The organism is Dinghuibacter silviterrae, assembly GCF_004366355.1.
GTDB lineage: Bacteria > Bacteroidota > Bacteroidia > Chitinophagales > Chitinophagaceae > Dinghuibacter > Dinghuibacter silviterrae.
Genome location: NZ_SODV01000001.1, coordinates 2,734,428 through 2,757,302 on the forward strand (window position 1 = coordinate 2,734,428; position 22,875 = coordinate 2,757,302).

Annotated in this window: 11 protein-coding genes; all 11 read left to right on the forward strand. The window is 61.3% G+C overall.

The genetic code is table 11. The features are described 5' to 3' along the window. The 11 genes from EDB95_RS27545 (at window position 1) to EDB95_RS11975 (ending at window position 22,867) form a co-directional block, all read left to right on the forward strand. On the forward strand, window positions 1–3,423 hold the full coding sequence (locus EDB95_RS27545) for a DUF6298 domain-containing protein (protein WP_211352093.1): 3,423 nt from the start codon (window positions 1–3) through the stop codon (window positions 3,421–3,423). Between the two features lie 6 nt (window positions 3,424–3,429). Next, window positions 3,430–4,944: a glycoside hydrolase family 140 protein gene (locus tag EDB95_RS11930; RefSeq protein ID WP_133993860.1), complete on the forward strand. Its 1,515-nt coding sequence runs from the start codon at window positions 3,430–3,432 to the stop codon at window positions 4,942–4,944. Next, the gene (locus EDB95_RS11935; RefSeq protein WP_133993862.1) at window positions 4,941–5,894 is read left to right on the forward strand and encodes a glycoside hydrolase family 43 protein; all 954 of its coding nucleotides are present in this window, start codon (window positions 4,941–4,943) and stop codon (window positions 5,892–5,894) included. Before EDB95_RS11930 ends, EDB95_RS11935 begins: the two co-directional genes overlap by 4 nt. Continuing rightward, complete coding sequence (locus EDB95_RS11940; RefSeq protein WP_133993864.1) at window positions 5,881–6,714, forward strand: SGNH/GDSL hydrolase family protein; 834 nt, start codon at window positions 5,881–5,883, stop codon at window positions 6,712–6,714. Before EDB95_RS11935 ends, EDB95_RS11940 begins: the two co-directional genes overlap by 14 nt. Continuing rightward, complete coding sequence (locus EDB95_RS11945; protein WP_246073615.1) at window positions 6,711–8,645, forward strand: exo-alpha-sialidase; 1,935 nt, start codon at window positions 6,711–6,713, stop codon at window positions 8,643–8,645. The genes EDB95_RS11940 and EDB95_RS11945 overlap by 4 nt, the downstream gene beginning before the upstream one ends. A gap of 101 nt (window positions 8,646–8,746) precedes the next feature. Then, complete coding sequence (locus tag EDB95_RS11950; protein WP_162852567.1) at window positions 8,747–12,100, forward strand: beta-L-arabinofuranosidase domain-containing protein; 3,354 nt, start codon at window positions 8,747–8,749, stop codon at window positions 12,098–12,100. Further along, window positions 12,097–15,204 (forward strand): glycoside hydrolase family 2 protein, encoded by a 3,108-nt coding sequence (locus EDB95_RS11955; protein WP_133993868.1) that lies wholly within the window; start codon window positions 12,097–12,099, stop codon window positions 15,202–15,204. Before EDB95_RS11950 ends, EDB95_RS11955 begins: the two co-directional genes overlap by 4 nt. Then, window positions 15,201–17,732, forward strand: coding sequence for an alpha-L-rhamnosidase (locus EDB95_RS11960; RefSeq protein WP_133993870.1), 2,532 nt, complete (start codon window positions 15,201–15,203; stop codon window positions 17,730–17,732). The genes EDB95_RS11955 and EDB95_RS11960 overlap by 4 nt, the downstream gene beginning before the upstream one ends. Window positions 17,733–17,737: 5 nt before the next feature. Continuing rightward, window positions 17,738–21,082 (forward strand): exo-alpha-sialidase, encoded by a 3,345-nt coding sequence (locus EDB95_RS27755; protein WP_246073616.1) that lies wholly within the window; start codon window positions 17,738–17,740, stop codon window positions 21,080–21,082. Beyond that, a complete protein-coding gene (locus EDB95_RS11970) occupies window positions 21,069–21,905 on the forward strand; it encodes a fumarylacetoacetate hydrolase family protein (protein WP_133993874.1) in 837 nt (278 codons plus the stop codon). Before EDB95_RS27755 ends, EDB95_RS11970 begins: the two co-directional genes overlap by 14 nt. Beyond that, the gene (locus tag EDB95_RS11975) at window positions 21,902–22,867 is read left to right on the forward strand and encodes a dihydrodipicolinate synthase family protein (RefSeq protein WP_133993876.1); all 966 of its coding nucleotides are present in this window, start codon (window positions 21,902–21,904) and stop codon (window positions 22,865–22,867) included. Before EDB95_RS11970 ends, EDB95_RS11975 begins: the two co-directional genes overlap by 4 nt. Window positions 22,868–22,875: the final 8 nt, after the last annotated feature.

The following is a 22,875-nucleotide window of genomic DNA, read 5'->3' on the forward strand; positions in this document are numbered from 1 at the left end:
ATGATGTCTGACCATATACACTTTTGCAAACGCATACTGGTGGGCTTGGTGCCCGCCTTTATGCATGTCGGGGGGTGGGCGCAGCAGGGGCCCGGGCCTTCGCACGCGGGGGCTTCCGCGCGGCCGGGCGCAGCGGCCCCGGCGAACCCCCGCGCAGCGGCCCCGGCGCGCCCGCGCGTTGAGCCCCCGGCGTTGCCCGTGACCTTCACCGGCGGCCGGCTAACTTATGCGCCCGACGAGCTCGGCAACCGCGTCCCCGATTTCTCCTACTGCGGCTATGCGCAGGGTGACGCTCCCCTCCCGGAGGTGCCCGTCCGCGCCGTGGTGGCGCTTTCTACCGGTGACGCCACCGCGCAGATACAGGCGGCGATCGACTATGTGTCGGCGTTGCCGCTGGATGCCTCGGGGTTTCGGGGGGCGGTGTTGCTGGAGAAAGGGACTTATCGTGTTTCCGGATCGTTGGTTCTTGCGCACTCGGGTGTGGTACTCCGGGGTGCAGGTCGCGAGACCGTCCTGGAGGCAACCGGCCCCGACCGGCGGACGCTGATCCGCATCCTGGGGCGGGACGATAGGGTGGTGGAGCCGTATGTTGCTGTTGCCGCTGGTTATGTGCCCGTCGGGGAGGCGTCTTTGGCCGTGGCCGGGTCCTTTGCCCCCGGTGACGAGGTGCTCGTGTGCCGGCCGTCTTCTTCCTCCTGGATACAAGCCCTGGGCACCGATCACTTCGGGGGCGGCGTCACTGCCTTGGCGTGGAAACCGGGTCAGCGCGATATATATTGGGACCGCCGTGTCGTCTCCGCTTCGGGTGGCCGCGTGACGTTGGACGTCCCCCTGACTACGGCCCTGGATACCGCCTTCGGTGGCGGCTTTATCGCGCGTTATCGCTGGCCCGGCCGGATCACCCACGTTGGCGTCGAGAACCTTCGTTGTGTTAGCGATGTCGATGCGATTAATAATAAAGACGAAGCCCACAGCTGGACTGGAATTTCCCTGGAGAATGTCCGCGACGCCTGGGTCCGCCGGATCGACTTCGAACACTTTGCCGGATCTGCGGTGGAAGTCTTGAGTACGGCTTCCCGCGTCACTGTGGAGGACTGCAAGTCCCTGGATCCGATCGGCGAGATCGGCGGACAGCGGCGCAATACATTTTTTACCGAGGGCGGACAAACGCTTTTCCACCGGTTGTATGCCGAACATGGGTACCACGATTTCGGGACGGGCTTTTGTGCGCCCGGACCCAATGCCTTTGTCGACTGCGACGACGTCCGTCCTTATAGCTTTAGCGGTGGCCTGGACAGTTGGGCCTCCGGGGTGCTTTTTGATGTCCTGCGGATCGATGGGCAAACCTTGGGTTTCTTCAACCGCGAACAGGATGGACAGGGTGCGGGGTGGAACGCCGCCAACAGTGTGTTGTGGAATTGCTCCGCTTCTATGATCGACTGTTATCAGCCCCCTACCGCAGAGAATTGGTCGTTTGGCTCCTGGGGGCAGTTCCGGGGAGACGGCTTTTGGGCTGAATCCAACAGCACCATTCCGCCCCGTAGTTTATATTATGCGCAGTTGTCCCAACGCCTGGGTCATCCCATCGATGGCGGCCTGTTACCCATCATGGGGGATGCCAGCAGCAGCCCGACGCCGGAGGAGGCGGCAAGGCTTATGTCGGAGTCCACGCGACCGGCGGTGGTGATGCCGCAGTGGATCGATTCGCTGGAGGCGATGCATCCGCTCGCGGTGGCCGCCGCCGGGGCGCGGGTGTTTGAGGTGGCTTCGGCCGCGCGCGCTGGCGTTTCGGGCGGTACCGGGGCAGCCGGCGCAACCGGCGCAACCGGCGCAGTGCCCGGCGGGGTGTCGTCGCCAGCGGCGCCCGGCGGGGTGTCGTTGCCGCCGGCGGCGCCCCCCATGCACATCGCCGGCGGCTGGCTCCTACGCGGCGACGCCGTCCTCGTCGGCAAGCGCTATTATGAACCCTGGTGGGAAGGTTCCATCCGGCCTTACGGCGTAGCCGATGCCAAACCCGCCATCACCCGTTTTGTACCCGGGCGCACCGGCCGTGGTTTTACCGACGACCTTTCCGCCCTTACGGACACTATGGCGATGACCCACGTCGTGGCCCTGGACCATAACTACGGTCTTTGGTACGACCGGCGCAGGGACGACCACGAACGCATCCGTCGTATGGACGGTGACGTCTGGCCCCCCTTTTACGAGCTCCCCTTTATGCGCAGCGGTCGCGACTCCGCCTGGGACGGGCTCAGCAAGTACGACCTGACCCGCTATAACCCCTGGTATTGGAGCCGTCTTCGCCAGTTTGCGGACCTCGCCGACCGGAAAGGCCTCGTCCTTATCCATCAAAATTATTTTCAGCACAACATCATCGAGGCCGGCGCCCACTACGCCGACTTCCCCTGGCGCACCGCCAACAACATCAACCACACCGGTTTCCCTGAGCCCCCTCCTTTTGCCGGGGATAAGCGGATCTTTATGGCGGAACAATTCTATGACACGACCCAGCCCCAGCGCCGGGCCTTGCACGCCGCGTTTATCCGCCAATGCCTGAACAACTTCAAAGACAACAACGGCGTGATCCAACTCCTCGCCGCAGAATACACCGGGCCCCTCCACTTCGCCCGGTTCTGGGTGGACCAGATCGCATCCTGGGAGGCGTCCACCGGTATACACGAATGCATCGGTCTCAGCACCACAAAGGACGTCCAGGACAGCATCCTGGCCGACCCCGTGCGTTCCGGGACCATCGACCTCATCGACATCCGTTATTGGTACTATGAATCCGGTGGCCGTTTGTACGCCCCGCCGGGCGGTCAAAATATGGCGCCCCGTCAACACGAACGCGTGCTGAAACCGAAGCGCCCCGACTTTGAAGCCGTCTATCGTTCGGTCCGCGCGTACCGCGACCGCTACCCTGGCAAGGCGGTGATGTATTCGGCCGAGGGCTGTGATACGTTTGGGTGGGCTGTGTTTATGGCGGGCGGGTCGCTCGCGAACATACCGGTGGTTGCGGATCCGCAGTTTCTTCGCGCCGCCGCTTTGATGCGGCCGCTGGATGCGGTCGCGGCCGGCGCCCCCCGTTCGTGCGCCGCCGATTCGAGCGCCCCCGGTTCAGCCGCCCCCGGTTCGAGCGCCCCCGGTTCAGCCGCCCCCGGTTCGGGCGCCCCTGGTTCGGGCGCCCCTGGTTCAGCCGCCCCCGGTTCGGGCGCCCCTTCGGTGGGCCCCCACGTGCTGGGTAACCCCGCCGTGGGCTACATCGTCTACGGCGCCGGTTCCGTCGACCTCGCACCGGGGCGGTACCGTCTGCACCGGATCGACCCGCGGAGCGGCGCCTTCACCGGCGAGGCTTCCAAGGTCTCCGGCGGCAAGGCGTTTGCGCTCTCCGGTGAGTATGTTTTTTGGTTGGAAAAATATTGACATCGCATGTTGCAAGTATTGCTCATAGGCCTTTCCGCATGCTGGCTGCGTCTTGCACCGCCGGACGCCGCGCTGTTGCGCGCCGGCGTTCCTCTCTTGCGCGTCGCACCGGGCGGCCACTACCTGGAGACGCCGGACGGCGCTCCCTTCTTCTGGCTGGGGGACACCGGCTGGCTGTTGCTCACCAAGCTCAAACACGAGGACGCGTTGCGCTACCTCGACGAGCGGAAGCGGCAGGGGTATAACGTGGTGCAGGTGATGGTGCTGCACGGGCTGCGCGATAAGGATGCGTATGGGCACGCGGCTTTGGTCGACGGTGATCTGGCGCGGCCGGATACGGCGGGGGCGGCCAGCGGGCCTGCCTCGGTCGCCCCGGCGGGTGCGCTCGATGCGGCCGCGCCGTCGACGGCCGGGCCCGCGGCGGACGGCAGCTTCTGGTCGAACCTCGACTTCCTTGTGGCCGCCGCCGCCGACCGCGGCATCTACCTCGCGCTGGTGCCCCTCTGGGGCAACAACATCAAAGCCGGGCACGTCACCCCCGCCCAGGCCACGGCCTACGCCCGTTTCCTTGGCGCCCGTTACGCAGGGAGTCCGAACGTCATTTGGATGAACGGGGGCGACATCAGGGGAGCGGACGCACCCGGGGTATGGAATGCCCTGGGCAATACCCTTCATGGCTACGGCCACCTCGTGACCTTTCATCCCAGGGGGCGCCACTCTTCCTCCGACTGGTTTGCGGACCAGCCCTGGCTGGACTTTAACAGCGTTCAGTCGGGCCACCGGCGGTATGAACAGGACACGTCCGCCGGAGACCCGCACTTTGGCGAAGACAACTGGCGCTATATACAGGCCGACTATGACCGGAGCCCCGCCAAACCGGTCCTCGACGCCGAGCCTTCTTATGAAGGTATCCCCCAGGGGTTGCACGATACCCACCAGCCGCGCTGGAAAGCCGCGGACATACGCCGCTATGCCTACTGGTCCGTGTTCGCCGGGGCGTGTGGGTTTACCTACGGCAACAATTCCGTCATGCAGTTCCACGAGGCTACCGAAAAGACCGGAGCCTACGGTGCCACGGACCCCTGGGAAAAGGCTGTCGGTGACCCCGGCGCGACGCAAATGCAGTACCTCAAGGAACTGATGCTATCGCGGGGGTATTTTGAGCGGGTGCCCGACACCGGTATGGTGGTGCAAACGCGTGGCGCCGCGACCGCCGAAGGCGCCGCCGCCGCGCACACCAGCACCGCCGCTCCGCGCGGCGATGCCCGCTACGACTATATCGCCGCGACGCGGGGCCGCGCCTACGCATTCTTATACACCTATACCGGGAAGCCCTTTCGGGCGCGCCTGGGACGAATAGAAGGAAACTATATCAGCGCCGCCTGGTTCAACCCCCGGGACGGCCGCCGGACGGCCATCGGGTCCTTTCCCAACAGGGGAGAGCGGACCTTTGATCCGCCCGGGGCGCCGGCTCCCGGGAATGATTGGGTGTTGATGCTGGACGGAAAAAAGACACTATGAACGTGAGACCCTTTTTTGGACTATTGGCCCTTTGCCTGCTGGGCGCCTGCCGCGAAAGCCGGTCCGTGTACCTGTTCACGTCTTTCCGGGAGCCGGCCACCGCCGGTTTGTACTTCCTGTATAGCCGGGACGGGTATCATTGGAAGGATTTGGGCGGACCGTGGCTGCCCCCGGACGTGGGTCCCCGGAAATTGATGCGCGACCCCTCCATCGTTCAGGGGCCGGACGGGGTGTTTCACCTCGTTTGGACCACGAACTGGTCGGGGGACAAGGGTTTTGGCTATGCGTTCTCCACGGACCTCATCCACTGGAGTCCGCAACAATTCATCCCGGTCATGGAAGACGAACCGTCCACCGTCAATGTCTGGGCGCCGGACCTGTTTTATGACAAGGACAGCAGCCGGTTTGTGATCGTATGGGCGTCCACGATTCCCTTCCGTTTCCCCAAGGGACAGGAGCCGGAAAACGACAACCAGCGGCTGTACTATGCCACCACAAAGGATTTCAAAACTTTTACCCCGGAGCGCCTTTTCCTGGACCCTGGGTTTAGCTCGATCGACGCCACCATCGTCCAACCCGGCCCGGGACAGTACGTCCTGGTCTTCAAGGACAATACCCGGCCCGAAAGGGACATCAAGGTGGCCTTTGCCTCCTCGGTCCTGGGGCCGTATACAAACGTGTCCCCTTCGTTGACGGCGGAGTTTACCGAAGGGCCCACCGCAACAAGGGTCGGTAAGGACTGGCTCATCTACTATGACGCTTACCGAAAAAAGATGTTTGGGGCCGCACGCACCCGGGACTTCCATACGTTTACGGACATCACGGCGCAGGTAAGCGTGCCCAAAGGACACAAACACGGAACGATATTCATGGTCACCCGCAAGACCCTGAGGGGTCTGCAGGAGGCGAGTACACACCTTCAAATCGATACGACGCATGCAACACACTGAGGAGAGCCGCAGGCACTTTATCCGTAAGATCGGGCTGGCGGCCCTGGCGGGGCCCGCCATTGGGAGGGCGCTCGCAGGCACGGGTCGCGCAGCGGCGCCGGCCATGGGCCGCGATGCGGCCGCCGCGGCGTACGGCGGAGCAGTGCCCGCCGGCGCTTCCGCCCACCCGCACCGTGTCTCCCTTGCCAAAGGCGACGTCATCCTCTTTCAGGGCGACTCCATCACCGACGCGAAGCGGAAAAAAACCAACCTGGAGGCGAACGCCACCTCGGCGTTTGGGACGGGATATATGTTGCTGGCGGCCTCGGCCCTGATGTATAAGTACCCGGACCTTGGGCTTCAGATGTACAACAGGGGCGTGAGCGGGAACAAGGTGTTTCAACTGGCGGACCGCTGGCAGACGGACTGTCTGGACCTGAAGCCGAACGTCTTGAGCATCCTGGTGGGGGTGAATGACTTTTGGCATACGCTGGTGAACGGGTATACGGGCACGATCCAAACGTACAGGGACGACTATAAGGCTTTGCTGGACCGGACCCGGAAGGCGTTGCCGGATGTAAAGCTGATCATCGGCGAGCCCTACGCGATACCGGGTGTAAAGTCGGTGGACGAGAAGTGGTTTCCTGCCTTCTACGACTACCAGGCGGCGGCAAAAGAAATCGCCGCGGAATTCGGGGCGGTCTTTATACCGTACCAGGAGGTGTATAACAAGGCGCTGCGCTCGGCCCCGGGCGGGTATTGGACGGAGGACGGTGTGCATCCGTCGCTCGCGGGGGCGCAACTGATGGCGGACGCGTGGATGGAAACGGTGGAAGCATGAAAAAGTCGCTGACGATAGTATCGATGGGGCTGGCGCTGGGCACTGGGGCGATAGCCCAGACGGCCGCGCCTGCCGGCGGCACGGCCCGGACACCGGCACCCGGCGGCACGGTGCAAGACACGGTCCATACGGCGTTGCCGAGCGGAGCCATGCAAGACACGGTCCACTATTCCGGCCATACGATGGCTAACGTGGACTACCACCACGGTCAACTGGCCCCTGCCATGGGTGTCCACAACATCCAGGTATTCCGGGCGAACCGGGAACACCCGGTGATCCCGGGCGGTCCGGGGTGGACGTATAACCATGCGCCGATGCTGGCCTACTGGAATCATCGTTTTTACCTGGAATACCTGAGCGACCTGGTGGGGGAAAGCGTGCCCCCGGGGCGGACCTTATTATGCACGTCGGAAGATGGAGAAAAATGGTCGGAACCGAAAGTACTTTTTCCTCCCTATAAAATCCCTGATGGAACGACCAAGGAGGGACATCCGGGCGTCGCCAAAAACCTTTTTGCAGTGATGCACCAGCGGATGGGATTTTACGTGTCGAAGAGGGGGCACCTGCTGGCGCTGGCTTTTTATGGGATCTGTCTGGATCCGAAGGATGATCCGAACGACGGGTTTGGGATCGGGCGTGTCGTTCGGGAAATCCATGAAGACGGCTCGTGGGGGCCGGTTTATTTTGTTCACTATAACCCGGCCTGGAATGAGCGGAATACGACTTGCCCATACTATACGAAAAGCCCGGACAAGGGTTTTGTGGCGGATTGCGACGAGCTGATGGCCAACCCCCTGATGATGATGCAATGGGTGGAGGAGACGGACCGGAAGGACCCGCTGATCCCGTTGCATAAGGATTATAAGGCGTTCTGCTTTTACCACCTCGACGACGGAAGGGTCGTGGGGCTTTGGAAAAATGCGCTCACGGGGATCAGCCGGGATGGCGGCCGGACGTGGGGTCCGGTGACGCGGGCGCCGCATTTTGTCAACAGCAATGCCAAAATATGGGGGCAAAAAACATCGGACGGCCGTTTTGTGACGGTGTATAATCCTTCAGAATTTCGCTGGCCGCTGGCGCTATCGGTGAGCGCGGACGGACTGGACTATACCAACCTCCTGCTGGTGGGTGGCAATATCACGACCATGCGGTACGGGGGCAACTATAAGTCGTACGGCCCGCAGTATGTGCGGGGCATCGAGGAGGGGAACGGTGTGCCACCGGATGGGAAGGTCTGGGTGACGTACAGCATGAACAAGGAAGACATCTGGGTCGCTTCCATCCCGGTCCCCATCACGGACACCGCGCGGACGGATGTGGACGAGGACTTCGGCCGGATGGACAGCAGCCGGGCGCTGGAACGGTGGAATACGTACAGCCCCCTGTGGGCGCCCGTCGGGATCGTTCGGATGGCAGATGGTCGAAGGGCCCTCCGGCTGGAAGATCGTGATCCTTTTGACGTGGCCGAAGCGGAACGGGTGTTCCCGCCGGCGCGTAGGGTAGAAGCGGACTTCACGGTGATCCCCGCCCAGAACGATACAGGGATGCTGGCGGTGGAATTCCGCAATGCCCGGGGGGACATCGCCGTTCGGCTTACGTTTGACAAGGACGGCGTGCTCAAGACAAAGGCCGGGCCTCACGAAAAAAATATTTTGAACTACGAACCAGGCCGCGCTTATGATTGCAAGGTGACGCTCTCCGCGGACAACCGCTTTTATACGGTGACGGTCAATGGCAAGTCGGTGAACCAGCTTTTCTTTACCCCGGTGGAGAACCTGGAGCGTATCGTGTTCCGCACGGGCCCGGTGAACCGGTTTCCCGATGCGGACACGCCATCCGACCAGGACTTTGATGTACCCAACGCGGGGCGTCAGGATGGCCCGGCGGTTTTTTATATCACACACTTGCAAACGCACACGATGGAGCCATGAGGATAGGGAAAAAAATAAACGAGCCTGGACGCAGCTACCCCGCGGGAGCGTGGGCTCGCTGTGGGACGCCGGTCGGGGGCCACGCGGCGACATGGCCATGGATGCGCGGCGCAGCCGCGGCGCTGTTGGCCGCCTTCGCCCTTGACGGCTCGCAGGCCCAGGGTACCGGCCCCGACACCCGTGTCAAGGCCGCGCCCGCGGTGCAACGCGTGGAAACGGAGGTCCCCCTGAAGGACATCACCGCCATCGGCGGCTTCGCGGGTGACCGCATCCGAAAAAACGAAGCGCATTACCTCGATACTTTTTCCATAGAAAAATATGTCGCGTTGATCCAGAACCCGGCGACGACGGCCTGGGACTGGCGCCCGGGCGAACAGCCGGGAAAATGGCTGGAGGCTTCCATCCTGGCGACGCAACGGGTTAAGGATAAAGCCCTGGAGGAAAAAGCAAAAACCATGTATGAACGCATCCTGAATGCCCAGGGCAAAGATGGGTATGTGGGCGTGACCAGTCCTTCCATACGGACCCCGGACAATCCCCTGAGGGGCATGGATGCGTATGAATTGCACTTCCTGCTCCACGCCTTGCTGACGGGATACGAAGACTGGCAGGACGTCCGGGGATTGACGGCAGCGGAGCGTCTCGGTGATTATTTTCTGCGCTTTATCGGACCGGGGAAGGCGGGTTTCTGGCCGGGAGCTCAGCGGCCCCCGGAAAATAAGGGGGTGACGTTTAAAGGGACGCAACACTCGGCCATGGCAGGGCATAGCGTCCATTACGGTTGGGAAGGGACGCTTTTGGTCGACCCGATGATGCGGTTATACGAAGTGAGCGGAGACCGGCGTTACCTGGATTGGTGCCGCTGGGTGGTGCGCCAGATCGATACCTGGAGCGGATGGGATGCGTTTTCAAAGTTGGGCCGGATGCCGGTGAACGAGGTGCAGCCTTATGCGCATGCGCATACTTTTCAGATGAATTTTCTGGGTTTTCTGCGGCTGTACCGCGCCACGGGGGATACGGCACTTTTGCATAAGGTAGAGGCGGTATGGGACGACGTGGCTTCCCGCCAGATGTACCTCACCGGCGGGGTGAGCGTGGGCGAACATTATGAGAAAGACTTTGTCAAACCCCTGACGGGGAAAATGATGGAGACTTGCGCCACTATGTCGTGGATGCAGTTGTCTCAGGCACTGTTGGAGCTCACCGGGGAAACAAAGTACGCGGACGTCATCGAGCGTGCACTATGGAACCAGGTGTTTGCCGCCCAGGCCATAGACGGGAACGCCCACCGCTACAATACGCCCCCCGATGGTGTGGTGCCTGAGGGCTTTTTCCGGGACCCGGACTGTTGTTCGGGGAGCGGGGAACGTCTGGAGACCATGCTACCGGCCTTCATCTACGCCGTCGGGGCGCGGCATACGGTTTTCATCAACCAATTTGTCGCCTCTACGGTGACCCTTACCGTTGGGCAGGCGGTGCGTTTGACACAAACGACGGACTACCCCTCTTCGGGCCGGGACGAGATCGACGTGCGGCCCGCAAAGGCCGCAACCTTTACACTGGAGGTCCGTATCCCTTCCTGGTGTACCGGTGCCAGCGTATCGGTGAACGGTGTGCCCATACCTGGTGTGCACCCGGGGCACTACCTCCCACTGACCCGGCAGTGGGCGCCGGGGGACAAGGTGGTGCTGGACTTTCCGATGCAGTTGTCCTGGGTGCGGCATGAACACTACATGAAGACCGCAGACAAAAAGCCGTATAAGACCGAGCCGGATGCGGATGCGCCTTATGCGCTCGTGCGGGGGCCGTTGGTGTATGCGGCGGATGATATGTGGTATGCGCGGCCCGGCGATAGCGCTGCACAGAGTGCGGCCGGGACGCCCGGGCCGTTTGGCAAGGATCTTTTCAGCTCCGTGAAGTACGTCCTGGTGGACCCCGCTACGTTCGCGCCGGTAGCACACCCGGAGCCGGATCTTTTGGGTCCGGGCTTCATGGTACCTTTTGAAACAGCGAATGGACAACGGTTTACCATGCCGGTGTACCCGTTTGCCAATATCGGGAAGTGGTACAAGGACCCGGCGCAAGCCCCCGGCCGGGACTCGGCGGCGTATGCCTACGCAGTCTGGCTAAAAGGAACGGCCAAACCGGACGTCGTGCTCCCGAATGTATTGGGCAGCGATATGGTTCTTCAAAGAAGGCGGCCGGTACCGGTATGGGGTCGGGCGACGCCCGGCGAAACCGTGACGGTGTCCTTTGGCGGGCAGCAAAAGACGGCACCGGTGGCTTCCGATGGCCGGTGGATGGTTTACCTGGACCCGATGGAGGCCTCGGCCCAACCGCGGCAGATGGTCATCCGGGGCAGGGACAGCATTGTTCTGGACGACGTGCTGGTGGGCGAGGTCTGGCTGTGCTCCGGACAGTCGAATATGGAGTTCACCATGATGAAAAGCGCGAAGTTTGAAAACACCCTGCGCTACCCGGCGCCCCGGCATGCGCTCGACAGCGCGGACAACGCAGCCATCCGTATTTTCCTCGTCCACCGCGGTTTTTCGAAGGCCGGCACGAAGGCGCCATGGGACACCGCCGAAGGAAGGGCGCTGCGGACCTTTTCTGCGGTGGGGTACTTTTTTGCGCAATCCCTGTACGACCACCTGCACGTACCCATCGGGATGATTGACGCCTCCGTAAGCGGCAGCCATATAGAGCCCTGGTTACCGGGGAACGGGACCTACGATACCAGCTCTTCCGCCCCGGGGAAGTTTTATGACGATATGATCGAGCCGCTGGCGCCCTTTGCCCTCAAGGGGTTTTTATGGTACCAGGGTGAAACCAACTGTTTTCTGGGGGAGACGGAGCAATACACGGACAAGATGGTCCGGCTGGTGACCAGCTGGCGTGCGCTTTGGAAGGACACCGGCGCGTCCTTTTATTACGTGCAACTCCCCCCTTATGAATATTCGAAGACCAAAGGCCTGACTACGACATCGCTGCCTGCCTTCAGAGAAGCTCAGACGCGGGTGCTGGCCTTGCCGCACACGGGCATGATCGTCACCACCGACCTGGTGGACGACCTGTCGCAGCTACATCCTTCCTACAAGTGGATTGTGGGCAGGCGGCTGGCCCGTTGGGCGCTGGCAAAGGACTATGGACAGGACATCGTGTACTCGGGACCGTTATACACGGTGATGGAATTGAGGAAAAGGTCGGTGGCGTTGACGTTTACCCACGGGCCGTTGGACGCCGGGGACGGCAAGCCCCTGACCTGTTTTAGCATAGCGGGAAGGGACGGTCAGTTTGTCCCGGCGCAGGCGGAGATCCGCGGGGACAAGGTGATCGTTTCCGGTGTGCGCCACCCTACGGCCGTCCGTTTTGCATGGAGCGAGGACGCACAACCGAATTTATTCAACGAGGCAGGGCTCCCGGCGGCGCCCTTCCGTACAGATGAGGCACCATGAAACGAATTGTATATATAACGATCCTTGCGGGACTTTGGCTACGGGGCCACGCGCAGACGCTGTACCTGTCCGGCACCGGTAGCGATCATACCGTGAACTGGGATTTCTTGTGCACGGGTGGACAGAACGCCGGCAAATGGACGACCATACCCGTTCCCGGCAACTGGGAGCTGCAAGGCTTCGGCGCCTACAACTATGGCCTGGATAAGGATACGCTGAAGGCGCGGGAACAAGGCTTATACCGGTACCGCTTCATCGTACCCGAAGACTGGAATGGGAAAACCGTAAAGATCGTTTTCGAAGGGTCCATGACCGATACCAGGGTCAGCATCAACGGCCGCGTCGCCGGGCCCATCCACCAGGGGGCCTTTTACCGCTTTTCCTACGACATTACCCCGCTCTTGCGCTATGGCCGGCAAAACCTCCTGGAGGTGACGGTGTCCAAGGTGTCGGCCAACCGCTCGGTCAACCAGGCGGAACGGCATGGGGATTTCTGGGTGTTTGGCGGGATCTACCGGCCGGTGTACTTGCAGGCGTTCCCCGTGCAACACATCGATCACGTTGCCATAGATGCGGGGGGCGATGGTGCGCTGCGCGCGGAGCTTCGGCTCGCGGGCCTCCGTCTCGCCGGTCCCGGGGGGCGCGAGGGCGCGACGGGCGCCCCGGGCGCAGACTCGGTGCGGGCGCAGGTATTTACGTTGGACGGACGACCCGTTGGCGGCTCCTTCACCGCGCGTGTTACAAACGACACACTGGTGCGCCTGCAAACCGTGGTGCCGGGCATCCTGCCCTGGTCGCCCGAAGCGCCCCAGCTCTATCAGCTTCGCTGCACTTTGCTCGGACATGGCCAAACACTCCACGTCACCGAACGCCGTTTCGGCTTCAGAACGATCGAATTGCGACCGGAGGACGGCATCTACGTAAATGGCGTAAAAATCAAGTTCAAAGGAATCTGCCGTCACTCCTTCTGGCCCACCACCGGCAGGGCGACGAGTAAGGCCCTGAGCATCGAGGATGTGGAATTGATGAAGGAGATGAACATGAACGCCGTCCGTATGTCCCACTATCCCCCCGACGACCACTTCCTGGATGTGTGCGATTCCCTGGGTCTTTTTGTTCTGGACGAGCTCACCGGCTGGCACCACGCCTACGACACCGAGGTCGGGTCCAGGCTGGTGCGCGAAATGATCGACCGGGACGTCAACCACCCTTCGGTCGTACTCTGGGACAACGGGAACGAAGGCGGGTTCAACTTCGACCTCGATCCCTTGTTTGACCGCCTCGACATCCAGCACCGCCCGCTGATCCACCCGTGGGCCGTGTTCCGGCACACCGATACCCAACACTACATTAATTACGACTACGGGAGCGGGACGGGGCTGCATGGACACGACGTAACTTTCCCGACGGAATTCCTGCACGCCTTGTATGACGGAGGCGGGGGCGCGGGCCTCCAGGACTACTGGGAATGGATGTGGAACGATCCCCTGAGCGCGGGTGGTTTTATCTGGGATTTCTCAGACGAGGCCGTGGTCCGGACCGACCGGAACGGGGAGCTCGACACCGACGGGGACCACGCACCCGACGGCGTGTTGGGTCCCTACCGCGAAAAAGAAGGGAGCTTTTACGCGATCAAAGCCGTCTGGACACCGGTCGTGATGGGCCGCAAGGAGGTCACGCCTTCATTTGACGGGCGCTTGACAGTGGAGAATCGGTATTTCTATACGAATTTGAACAGGTGCAGTTATCGCTGGACTTTGAAACGCCTGGGGGGGCCGTGGGCCGTGCCGGCCGCGCAAGGCCCGTCCACGGCGCCAGCCGCCGCCCCGCCCGCGGGCGCCGCCGACAGCCTCTCCGGCGTCGCCCCCGCCCCGCCCACGGGCGCCGCCGACAGCCTCTCCGGCGTCGCCCCCGCCCCGCCCACGGGCGCCGCCGCCGATAGCCTCTCCGGCGTCGTCCCCGCCCCGCCCGCGGGCGCCGCCACCGATAGCCTCTCCGGCGTCGCCGCGGCGCCCGACGTACGGCCCGGCGACAAGGGCGTGCTCGATCTGGGGTTGCCCGCCAACTGGAATCAATACGATGTGCTCTATCTGACGATACGGGATGCTTTTGGCCGGGAGCTGTATACATGGAGCTGGCCGCTTCGGTTGCCGGAGGCGATAGCGGAACGGGTGGCCTCCATGCCCGTGGGTGCGCCGCAAGCGGCGGCACGACAAGCGGCTGCGCCGCAAGCGGTAGCGCGACAAGCAGCGTCGCCGGTCGCGACCCAGGCGAACGCCGCCACGGCTGCCACAAACGCGGCCGTTCGCCTGGCGACGACAGACACCACCTACGAAGTAACCACCGGCCCCCTCCACCTCACCTTCAACCGCGCCAGCGCCCGCCTCACGGGTGTGCGCAACGCGCAAGGCACCATCCCCTTTGGACAAGGCCCCCTGCTGTGCGACACCACAGACGTGGGCTTTAAAGGTATGGACACGCACTACACCGGCGACAGCCTCGTCCTGGAAGCGACCTTTGAAAAGAAAAGCGATTGTCAAACCCTGCGCTGGACCGTGTGTCCGTCGGGCTGGGTAAAGCTGGACGTGGCGTACTTCCCGGAGGCCTATACAACGGACTATATGGGCATCAGTTTTTCCTACCCGGAGGCTAAAGTAAAAGGCGTGCGTTGGATGGGGGAGGGCCCTTACCGTGTATGGAAAAACAGGATGAAGGGCACCACCCTGGGCCTTTGGGACAAGGCCTATAACAATACGGTCACGGGGCAGGGAAACCCGGTCTACCCTGAATTCAAGGGGTATTACGCGAACCTTTATTGGGTAAGGCTTTTGACGGACGGACAGCCGGTGACGATCGTGTGTGCTTCGCGGGACGTCTTTTTACGGTTGTATACCCCGGCCTGGCCGGCGCATGCATATAATACGGCTCCGCCTTTCCCGGTGGGGGACATCTCGTTTATGCACGCGATTCCGCCGATCGGGACCAAGTCGCAAAAAGCAGAGAACATGGGCCCTTCGGGGCATCAGAATATGTATTATGACTATGGCAAGTCCCCGGCTTATGCAAAACGGGTGACGTTGTTTTTTAATTTCTCAGGAGAATGAAGCGGGGGCTGACGATATGGATCCTGTTGCTTCTCGCCGGCGGCGCACAAGCGAGCGGCGGGGTGGACTCGCTGCGTTGTGAAGGCCGCGTAAATCCCATGGGGATCGACGCGCCCCGGCCGGTGCTGAGCTGGGTCCTCACGGGGAATGAACGGGGTATCCGCCAGGTCGCCTACCAGGTCATCGTGTCCGGCAAAAAGGGCGAGCGTTGGAACTCGGGTAAGGTCACGAGCAACCGGAGCATCGGTATACCTTATAAAGGCAAAGCCCTGGAAAGCCGCGAAGCCCTCACCTGGAAAGTGAGGGTATGGACCAATTACGGAGTAAGCGCCTGGAGTGCCCCCGCGCACTGGACGATGGGGCTTCTCCGGTCTTCGGACTGGACCGCGCAGTGGATCGGGTATGAACACGGTTTTCCCTGGGATAGCGTGTCCAAGTATTCCCGCCTCTCCGCGCGGTATTTCCGGAAGACCTTTGACAACCCCCAAAAGGTGCGGCGGGCAACCCTTTATATCGTTGGGTTGGGACACTACGAGGCGTACATCAACGGGCAGCGCGTGGGTGACGACGTATTGACGCAAATCCCCACGGACTACACAAAAGAAGTGGACTACCGCACCTATGACGTGACGGAGAACATTACAAAGGGCGCCAATGCACTGAGTGTGGTCCTTGGCAACGGACGCTTCTTTACGATGCGCCCGAAGTATAAGCCGCTTAAGATAAAAGAATTTGGTTTTCCCCGCCTTTTGTATCAACTGGAAATAACCCGCGAAGACGGATCTGTTGCGCGCGTCGTGAGCGATGGTTCCTGGTTGTTTGCGGCGGACGGACCCATCCGGAGCAACAACGAATACGACGGGGAGGAATATGATGCGACCAAAGAACCGGGAAACTGGTTACGGCCGGAAGTATTGCCCTCCTGGGGCGCCGCGCTCAAGGCCCAGACACAAGATCCGATCCGCGTGGTGGACGTGGTCCATCCCGCCGGTCTGAAAGAAATAAAGCCCGGAACCTGGATCATGGACATGGGGCGCAATATGGCGGGCTGGGTTCAGCTAAAGGTGCGCGGGGAAAGGGGAACAAAAGTGACCCTCCGTTTTGCGGAAACGCTTCGCGAAGACGGGTCTTTGGATATGGCCAACCTCCGGGACGCCAGGGCCACGGATGTGTATACGTTGAAAGGGGAGGGGTTGGAGGTGTGGCACCCTGTTTTTGTTTACCATGGTTTTCAGTATGTGTCTATAGAGGGATACCCGGGTACGCCCGCGCTCAGTGACTTCGAGGGCCAGGTGGTGTCGGACGGGCTTGATACGCTGGGCACCTGGACGTCTTCCAATGACCTGTTCAACAGGATCTATGCGAACGCGTGCCGCAGCATCCAAAGCGATTATAAATACCTGCCGCTGGACTGTCCGCAGCGGAACGAGCGGATGCCCTGGCTGGGGGACCGGGCCGTGGGCTGTCTCGGGGAAAGCTTTTGGGTGGACAACCACCGCCTGTATGCGCAATGGCTGGACGACATGGAAGCTGCGCAAAAAAAGGACGGTTCACTGCCGGACGTGGCGCCCGCCTACTGGAATTATTACAGCGACAACATGACCTGGCCGGGAACCTACCTGATGGTGGCGGACATGTTATACCGCCAGTTCGGGGACGCGGCGCCCATCCGGAAACACTACGCGTCCATGAAACGGTGGATCCTCTATATGCATGAACGGTATGGCCCTTTGACAAAGGACAAATATGGGGACTGGTGTGCGCCGCCGGGTGTTGCATCCACCGGTGGGACCCTGATCGCCACGGCGTATGACGCACACCTCCTGGACCTGATGACGGGTTTTGCGCCGCTGGCAGGGTCGCCAGCCGACGTACCCCGCTGGAAGAAGATGCGCGCGGTGGCTGCGAGGGCTTTTGACAGTGCGTTTGCGAAGGCCGCTGACAGCACAGCCACGGCGAGCTTGTTGCCTTTGGTTTTCGACCTGACAAAGGACACGGCGCGCCTCCTGCGGACCCTGGCGCGATACACCCACGTCGCCACCGGCGTCATCGGTACCGGCTGGCTGATGCGCGGGCTTACGGACAATGGTCTTTCCAACCTGGCGTACCGCGTCGCGAACAACCGGGACTACCCGGGCTGGGGCTACATGGTGGAACAAGGCGCCACCACCATCTGGGAACGCTGGAACGGCAACACCGCCGAATCCTCGATGAATTCCCGGAACCACGTCATGTTGTTGGGGGATCTTTTGCCTTGGTTATACGAGGACCTGGCGGGGATAAAGGCCGGGACGCCCGGTTTTGGGCTGATCATCATGAAACCGGTGTGCGTGGACAGCCTGGGTTTTGTACGCGCGTCCTACCGAACACCTTATGGGTTGGTGTATAGTGCCTGGGAAAACGAGCCAGATAAATGGACCTGGCACCTTCGGATCCCGCCAAACGCCCGCGCCCGGGTGTATCTGCCGGGCCGGAAGGGAAGCCTGGAATTAGGGTCAGGTGTATATACCTTAGAAGAACGAAAATGAGTGTTATGACAAAAATGGGTTGGATTTTCCTCTTGCTGCCGGTCGCCCTTCATGCCCAGACGTGGAAGAAAGGGATCGTCAAGGACGAATTTATTTTTACAAGCGCTCCCTTTCCTTCTTGTCACGCGGCCACGATCGCGGCCACGCCGGCGGGGTTGGTGACGGCCTGGTTTGGAGGCAAAAATGAGGGCGCGCCCGACGTGTGTATCTGGGTCAGCCGGATGGTGGGGGGACAGTGGACGGCCCCGGCACGTGCGGCCGATGGGATCCAGCACGATAGCACGAATCCCTCGACGGGCCGGCGCGACACGCTCCGCTACGCCTGCTGGAACCCTGTACTCTACCAGATCCCCGGCGGGCAACTGCTGCTATTTTATAAGGTCGGCCCCAAAGTCGCTGCCTGGAAAGGTTTTCTAAAAACCTCTTCCGATAATGGCGTCACCTGGTCCTCCGCCATCGCCCTGCCGGACGGGTTCCTCGGCCCCATCAAAAACAAACCCGTTCTTCTGGACGGTGGACGTTTGTTGTGCCCGAGCAGTACGGAAAAAGACGGCTGGAAGGTACATTTCGAGGAGACGGACGATGGGGGGCGAACATGGCGTATGATCGGACCCCTCGAAGGGAAAGCCATCCAACCCAGCATCCTCCGCTATCCCGACGGGCGCTTACAGGTCCTTTGCCGTAGCCAGCAGCGCGCCATTATGGAATCGTGGTCGACCGACGGCGGCAGGACCTGGTCCGCGCTGACCCCCACCGATCTACCCAACAACAATTCCGGCACCGACGCCGTCACCCTCAAAGACGGCCGGCAGCTTCTGGTGTACAACCACGTCCTTCCACCCGAAGGACAAACCAAGGGAGACCGGACACCCCTGAACGTGGCCGTGTCCCGGGACGGGCGGCAATGGAACGCCTCGCTGGTGCTCGAAGACTCGAAAATCAGTCAGTATTCCTATCCTTCTGTGATCCAAACCCCCGACGGGATGGTACACATCGTATATACCTGGAGAAGACAACGGATCAAATACGTAGAGGTAGATCCCGCCAAACTCGAAGAAAAACCCATCGCGGGCGGCATCTGGCCAGGCATCACGGTGGCTTCGGAATCTTCCGACGGCGACTATACCCGCCCGTTAAAAGACGTCCTCCAGGACGTGGAGACCCGTTACCACGTCCGTATCAAAATGCCGGACTCGATGATGACGGGTAAGGTCGTCCCGTTTGCCTTCTGGCGTTTCCGGGCGTCCGCGGACCAAACCCTGGACGACATCCTTACGCCCCTGGACATGAAGGTGAACAAGATCAACGACTCGACCTATAAGCTCAAGGACTACGAATACTACCGCTGGTCCGTAGCCGACGGTCAAGCTTACCTGGATGAACTTTCCGCCCGGTACAACGATCGGGCGTCCTGGGAGACGCGGAAGGCGCAACTCCGTACGGACTTGTACAAGGCGTTGCGGCTCTCACCCCTGCCGCATTCGCCCGGGAAACCGCCGATCCTGACGGCGGTGCGCCATAAGGATGGGTATACCGTGCAGAATATTGCGTTGGAGACCCTGCCGGGGTTGTATGTGTGCGGGTCGATCTACCGCCCGGGACGCGCCGCCGGCAAACTCCCCGTCATCCTCTGCCCCGACGGCCACTGGGACGGCGGCCGCTATCGCCCCGACTGCCAGTACCGGTGTGCGACGCTCGCGCGGCTGGGGTGTATCGCGGTGAGCTACGATCTTTTTGCGTGGGGCGAATCGCAACTGCAATTCAGGTATGAGGACCACCGGCGCAGCCTGGCGCAGACCATCCAGGTGCTGAACAGCATCCGGCTGCTGGACTACCTGTTGAGCCTCAAGGAAGCGGATACGGCCCGCGTAGGGATCTGCGGTGGATCGGGTGGGGGGAGCCTGACAACGATGGTGACGGCCCTGGACGACCGGATCAGGGTGGCGGCCCCCGTCGCCTCGGTCTCCTGCTATATGTTCGGCGGGTGTCCCTGCGAAAGCGGGATGCCGGTGTACGAAAGCGCGGGGGGGACGGACGTGCCCGAAATCGCGGCCATGGCGGCGCCCCGGCCCTTGCTGGTGGTAAGCGACGGAGGGGACTGGACGGACCATGTGCCCCGGATCGAGTATCCGTATCTCCAAAAGGTATATGGCTATTTCGGGGCGGAGGGCGACGTTCACGATGTACACCTTCCGCACGAAGTACATGACTTTGGGATCAATAAACGGGAGGCCGTCTACTACTTTTTCTCAAAATACTTCCACCTCGATACGACGAAAATCGATGAACATAAAGTAACGATAGAACCGGAAGCCGCTATGTACGCGCTGGGGGGCCAACTGCCCGCGGACGCGATCCACGGGTTTGACAGCCTGACGGCGGTGTTTGAGCACGCGCACGCGCTCGTGTCGGAACCGGCGTTTGACGCGATGGCGGTGACGGCGCCCGCAAGACCCGCGGGGCGGGCCGCCCGCGCCAGAGCCTCGCTGCTCGCCGCCCACGCCAAAGCCGCGCTGCTCGCGGCAGAGGGGGCGCCCCCGCGCTACCGCGTAGCCCTGATCGACCTGATGCTGCTCAAACGCCAGAAGTTAGGCGCCCTGGACCTGGCTAAGCGCCTGGACGCGGATGGCATCGAAGTAGACATGGGCGGCCTGGGGACACGGGAGACCTTTGACAACCAGTTGGCGATCGACTCCATCAGAAACCAATACCTCAGCAAGAGCAAGGCGTTAAACCTTGAGATCTGCTCCCTGGCCATGACCGGGTTTTATGCGCAGTCTTTTCCCACGAGACCCACGGCTGTGAAAGCGGTAGGCGATTGCATCGCCACCATGCGGCAAATGGGCGTGCATACGGGATTTCTACCGCTGGGTGTGGAAGGGGACTTAAAGAAACACCCGGAGCTGCGGCCGGCTATAGTAGAGCGGCTAAAAGCCGTTGGCCAAATGGCCAAAGACTCGGGGGTGGTGATTGGGATAGAGACGTCATTGAATGCGAAGCAAGCAATACGACTCCTAAAGGACATCGGCTCCCCAAACATCAAGATCTGTTTCAACCTCGCGGACCCGATCCAACAAGGGGAAGACCCTTACAAAGAATTGGAGACGCTGGGTAAAAACCGGATCAGCGAGATCCATTGCAGTAACAAGGACAGCGTGTGGCTGCAGTACGATCCACAGGTGGATCTGCACCAGCTAAAGAAAACGCTGGACCGGATGGGCTGGAGCGGGTGGCTGGTGATCGAACGGTCGCGGGACGCGAAGGACCCGCACAATGTCAAAAAGAACTACGGGGCCAACGTGGCCTATGTCAAATCGATATTTCAAAATAGTGTATATGCGCATCTTTAAAACAGCCCATACCATCCTGCTGGAACACGAGGGGCACTGTTATGTGTCTCCTGAGAAGGACTGGGATCATTATATTAACCGGGACAACCTGTATGCGCTCCTGCTGGAAGAAATAAAGCGGTTGACGAGCGTGGGGACGAAGGAGTGGCTGGACACGCAGCCGCTGAGGGCCCCCATCGGGAGCCAGGAGGTCTGGGCGGCGGGGGTGACCTATCTGCGCAGCAAAACGGCCCGGATGGAAGAAAGCAAGGAAAGCGGGGGCGCGGTGTTTTACGACAAAGTGTATGAAGCCGAGCGTCCGGAGCTGTTTTTCAAGGCCACGGCCCAGCGGGTATCAGGGCCGGGCGAGCCGGTGCGCATCCGTAAGGACAGTACCTGGGATGTGCCGGAGCCGGAGCTGGTCTTGGTGATCACCAGCACGGGAAACATCGTGGGCTACAGCATCGGCAACGATATGAGCAGCCGGAGCATCGAAGGGGAGAACCCGCTTTACCTGCCGCAGGCCAAGGTATATGAGCGTTGCGCGGGGCTGGGGCCGAGCATCCTGGTCACGGAGACGCCCATAGATCCGGCCACGGGCATCCACATGACCATACATCGGGAGCGCAGGCAGGTCTTCGAAGGCAGCGTGACGATCGACCGGATGAAGCGGGCGCATACCGAGCTGGTGGGATATTTATACAGGGAGTGCGCCTTCCCCAACGGATGTTACCTGATGACGGGGACGTGTATCGTCCCGGAGGCAGGATTTACGCTCCAAAGCGGAGACAAGATAACGATAGGTATAGATAATATTGGAATCCTTATAAATACAGTCGAATGAACAAGTTTGTACCGGTGATGATCACCCCGTTCAACCTCAAGGCGAAAGTCGACCTGGAGGCGGTATCGGTGTTGGTGGAGTTTTACCTGGCGGCCGGTGTCAGGGGTTTTTTTGCCAATTGTCTGTCGAGCGAGATGTACAGCATCAGCGAGGACGAGAGGCTGGAGCTGACCCGGCACATCGTTCGCCGGGTGCGGGGCCGGGTGCCGGTGGTCGCCACGGGCTCTTTTGGCCTCACGGTCGAGGACAAGGCGGAATTTACCAGGCGGATCCACGACACCGGGATCGATGCGGTCATCCTGATCACGGGGCACTATGCCAATGTGGAGGACGACGACGCGGTGCTGATGAAGAATTTTGACAAGATGTTTCGCCTGACGGGGAACATTCCGCTGGGGTTGTATGAATGCCCGGCGCCCTACAAGCGGATCATCACGCCCGGGGTTTTCCGGGCGTTGCTGGATACGGGCCGGTTGGTGTACCACAAGGACACCTCGATCGACCTGGAAAAGGTCAAGGCCAAACTGGACGTGGCCAGGGACGTGACAAACTTCGAGTTTTACGACGCGCACACGCCAAACGCCATGTACTCGCTGCAAATGGGCGCCCGGGGGATGTCCTCGATCTCGGGGAACTTCTACCCGGAGGTCCTGGTGTGGATGGTGAACAACGCGACCGACCCCGCCCGGCAGGAAGACGTGAAGTGGCTGCAGGGTGAGCTCAGCCGGGTAGATCCCCTGATCCACGTAGCCTATCCCCTTAGCGCCAAATACTTCCTCCGGAAACGGGGGTTGCCCATACGCACCATCAGCCGGGCGGTGGCCACGGAACTGACCGTCGCCCAGAAAAGGACATTGGATGAGATCTTTGACTCCTTCCAGGGTTGGTGTGCACGCCTGGGTATTACCCCCGTTCCGGCGGAGGCATTGAGCACGCCGATTCCTTTAGATCCCCCTATTTAAACCTCACT

Excerpts from the sequence above, each read along its gene's own strand:
- EDB95_RS27545 (WP_211352093.1), top strand. The coding sequence starts at position 1 with ATGATGTCTGACCATATACACTTTTGCAAACGCATACTGGTGGGCTTG.
- EDB95_RS11930 (WP_133993860.1), top strand. The coding sequence starts at position 3,430 with ATGTTGCAAGTATTGCTCATAGGCCTTTCCGCATGCTGGCTGCGTCTT.
- EDB95_RS11935 (WP_133993862.1), top strand. The coding sequence starts at position 4,941 with ATGAACGTGAGACCCTTTTTTGGACTATTGGCCCTTTGCCTGCTGGGC.
- EDB95_RS11940 (WP_133993864.1), top strand. The coding sequence starts at position 5,881 with ATGCAACACACTGAGGAGAGCCGCAGGCACTTTATCCGTAAGATCGGG.
- EDB95_RS11945 (WP_246073615.1), top strand. The coding sequence starts at position 6,711 with ATGAAAAAGTCGCTGACGATAGTATCGATGGGGCTGGCGCTGGGCACT.
- EDB95_RS11950 (WP_162852567.1), top strand. The coding sequence starts at position 8,747 with ATGCGCGGCGCAGCCGCGGCGCTGTTGGCCGCCTTCGCCCTTGACGGC.
- EDB95_RS11955 (WP_133993868.1), top strand. The coding sequence starts at position 12,097 with ATGAAACGAATTGTATATATAACGATCCTTGCGGGACTTTGGCTACGG.
- EDB95_RS11960 (WP_133993870.1), top strand. The coding sequence starts at position 15,201 with ATGAAGCGGGGGCTGACGATATGGATCCTGTTGCTTCTCGCCGGCGGC.
- EDB95_RS27755 (WP_246073616.1), top strand. The coding sequence starts at position 17,738 with ATGACAAAAATGGGTTGGATTTTCCTCTTGCTGCCGGTCGCCCTTCAT.
- EDB95_RS11970 (WP_133993874.1), top strand. The coding sequence starts at position 21,069 with ATGCGCATCTTTAAAACAGCCCATACCATCCTGCTGGAACACGAGGGG.
- EDB95_RS11975 (WP_133993876.1), top strand. The coding sequence starts at position 21,902 with ATGAACAAGTTTGTACCGGTGATGATCACCCCGTTCAACCTCAAGGCG.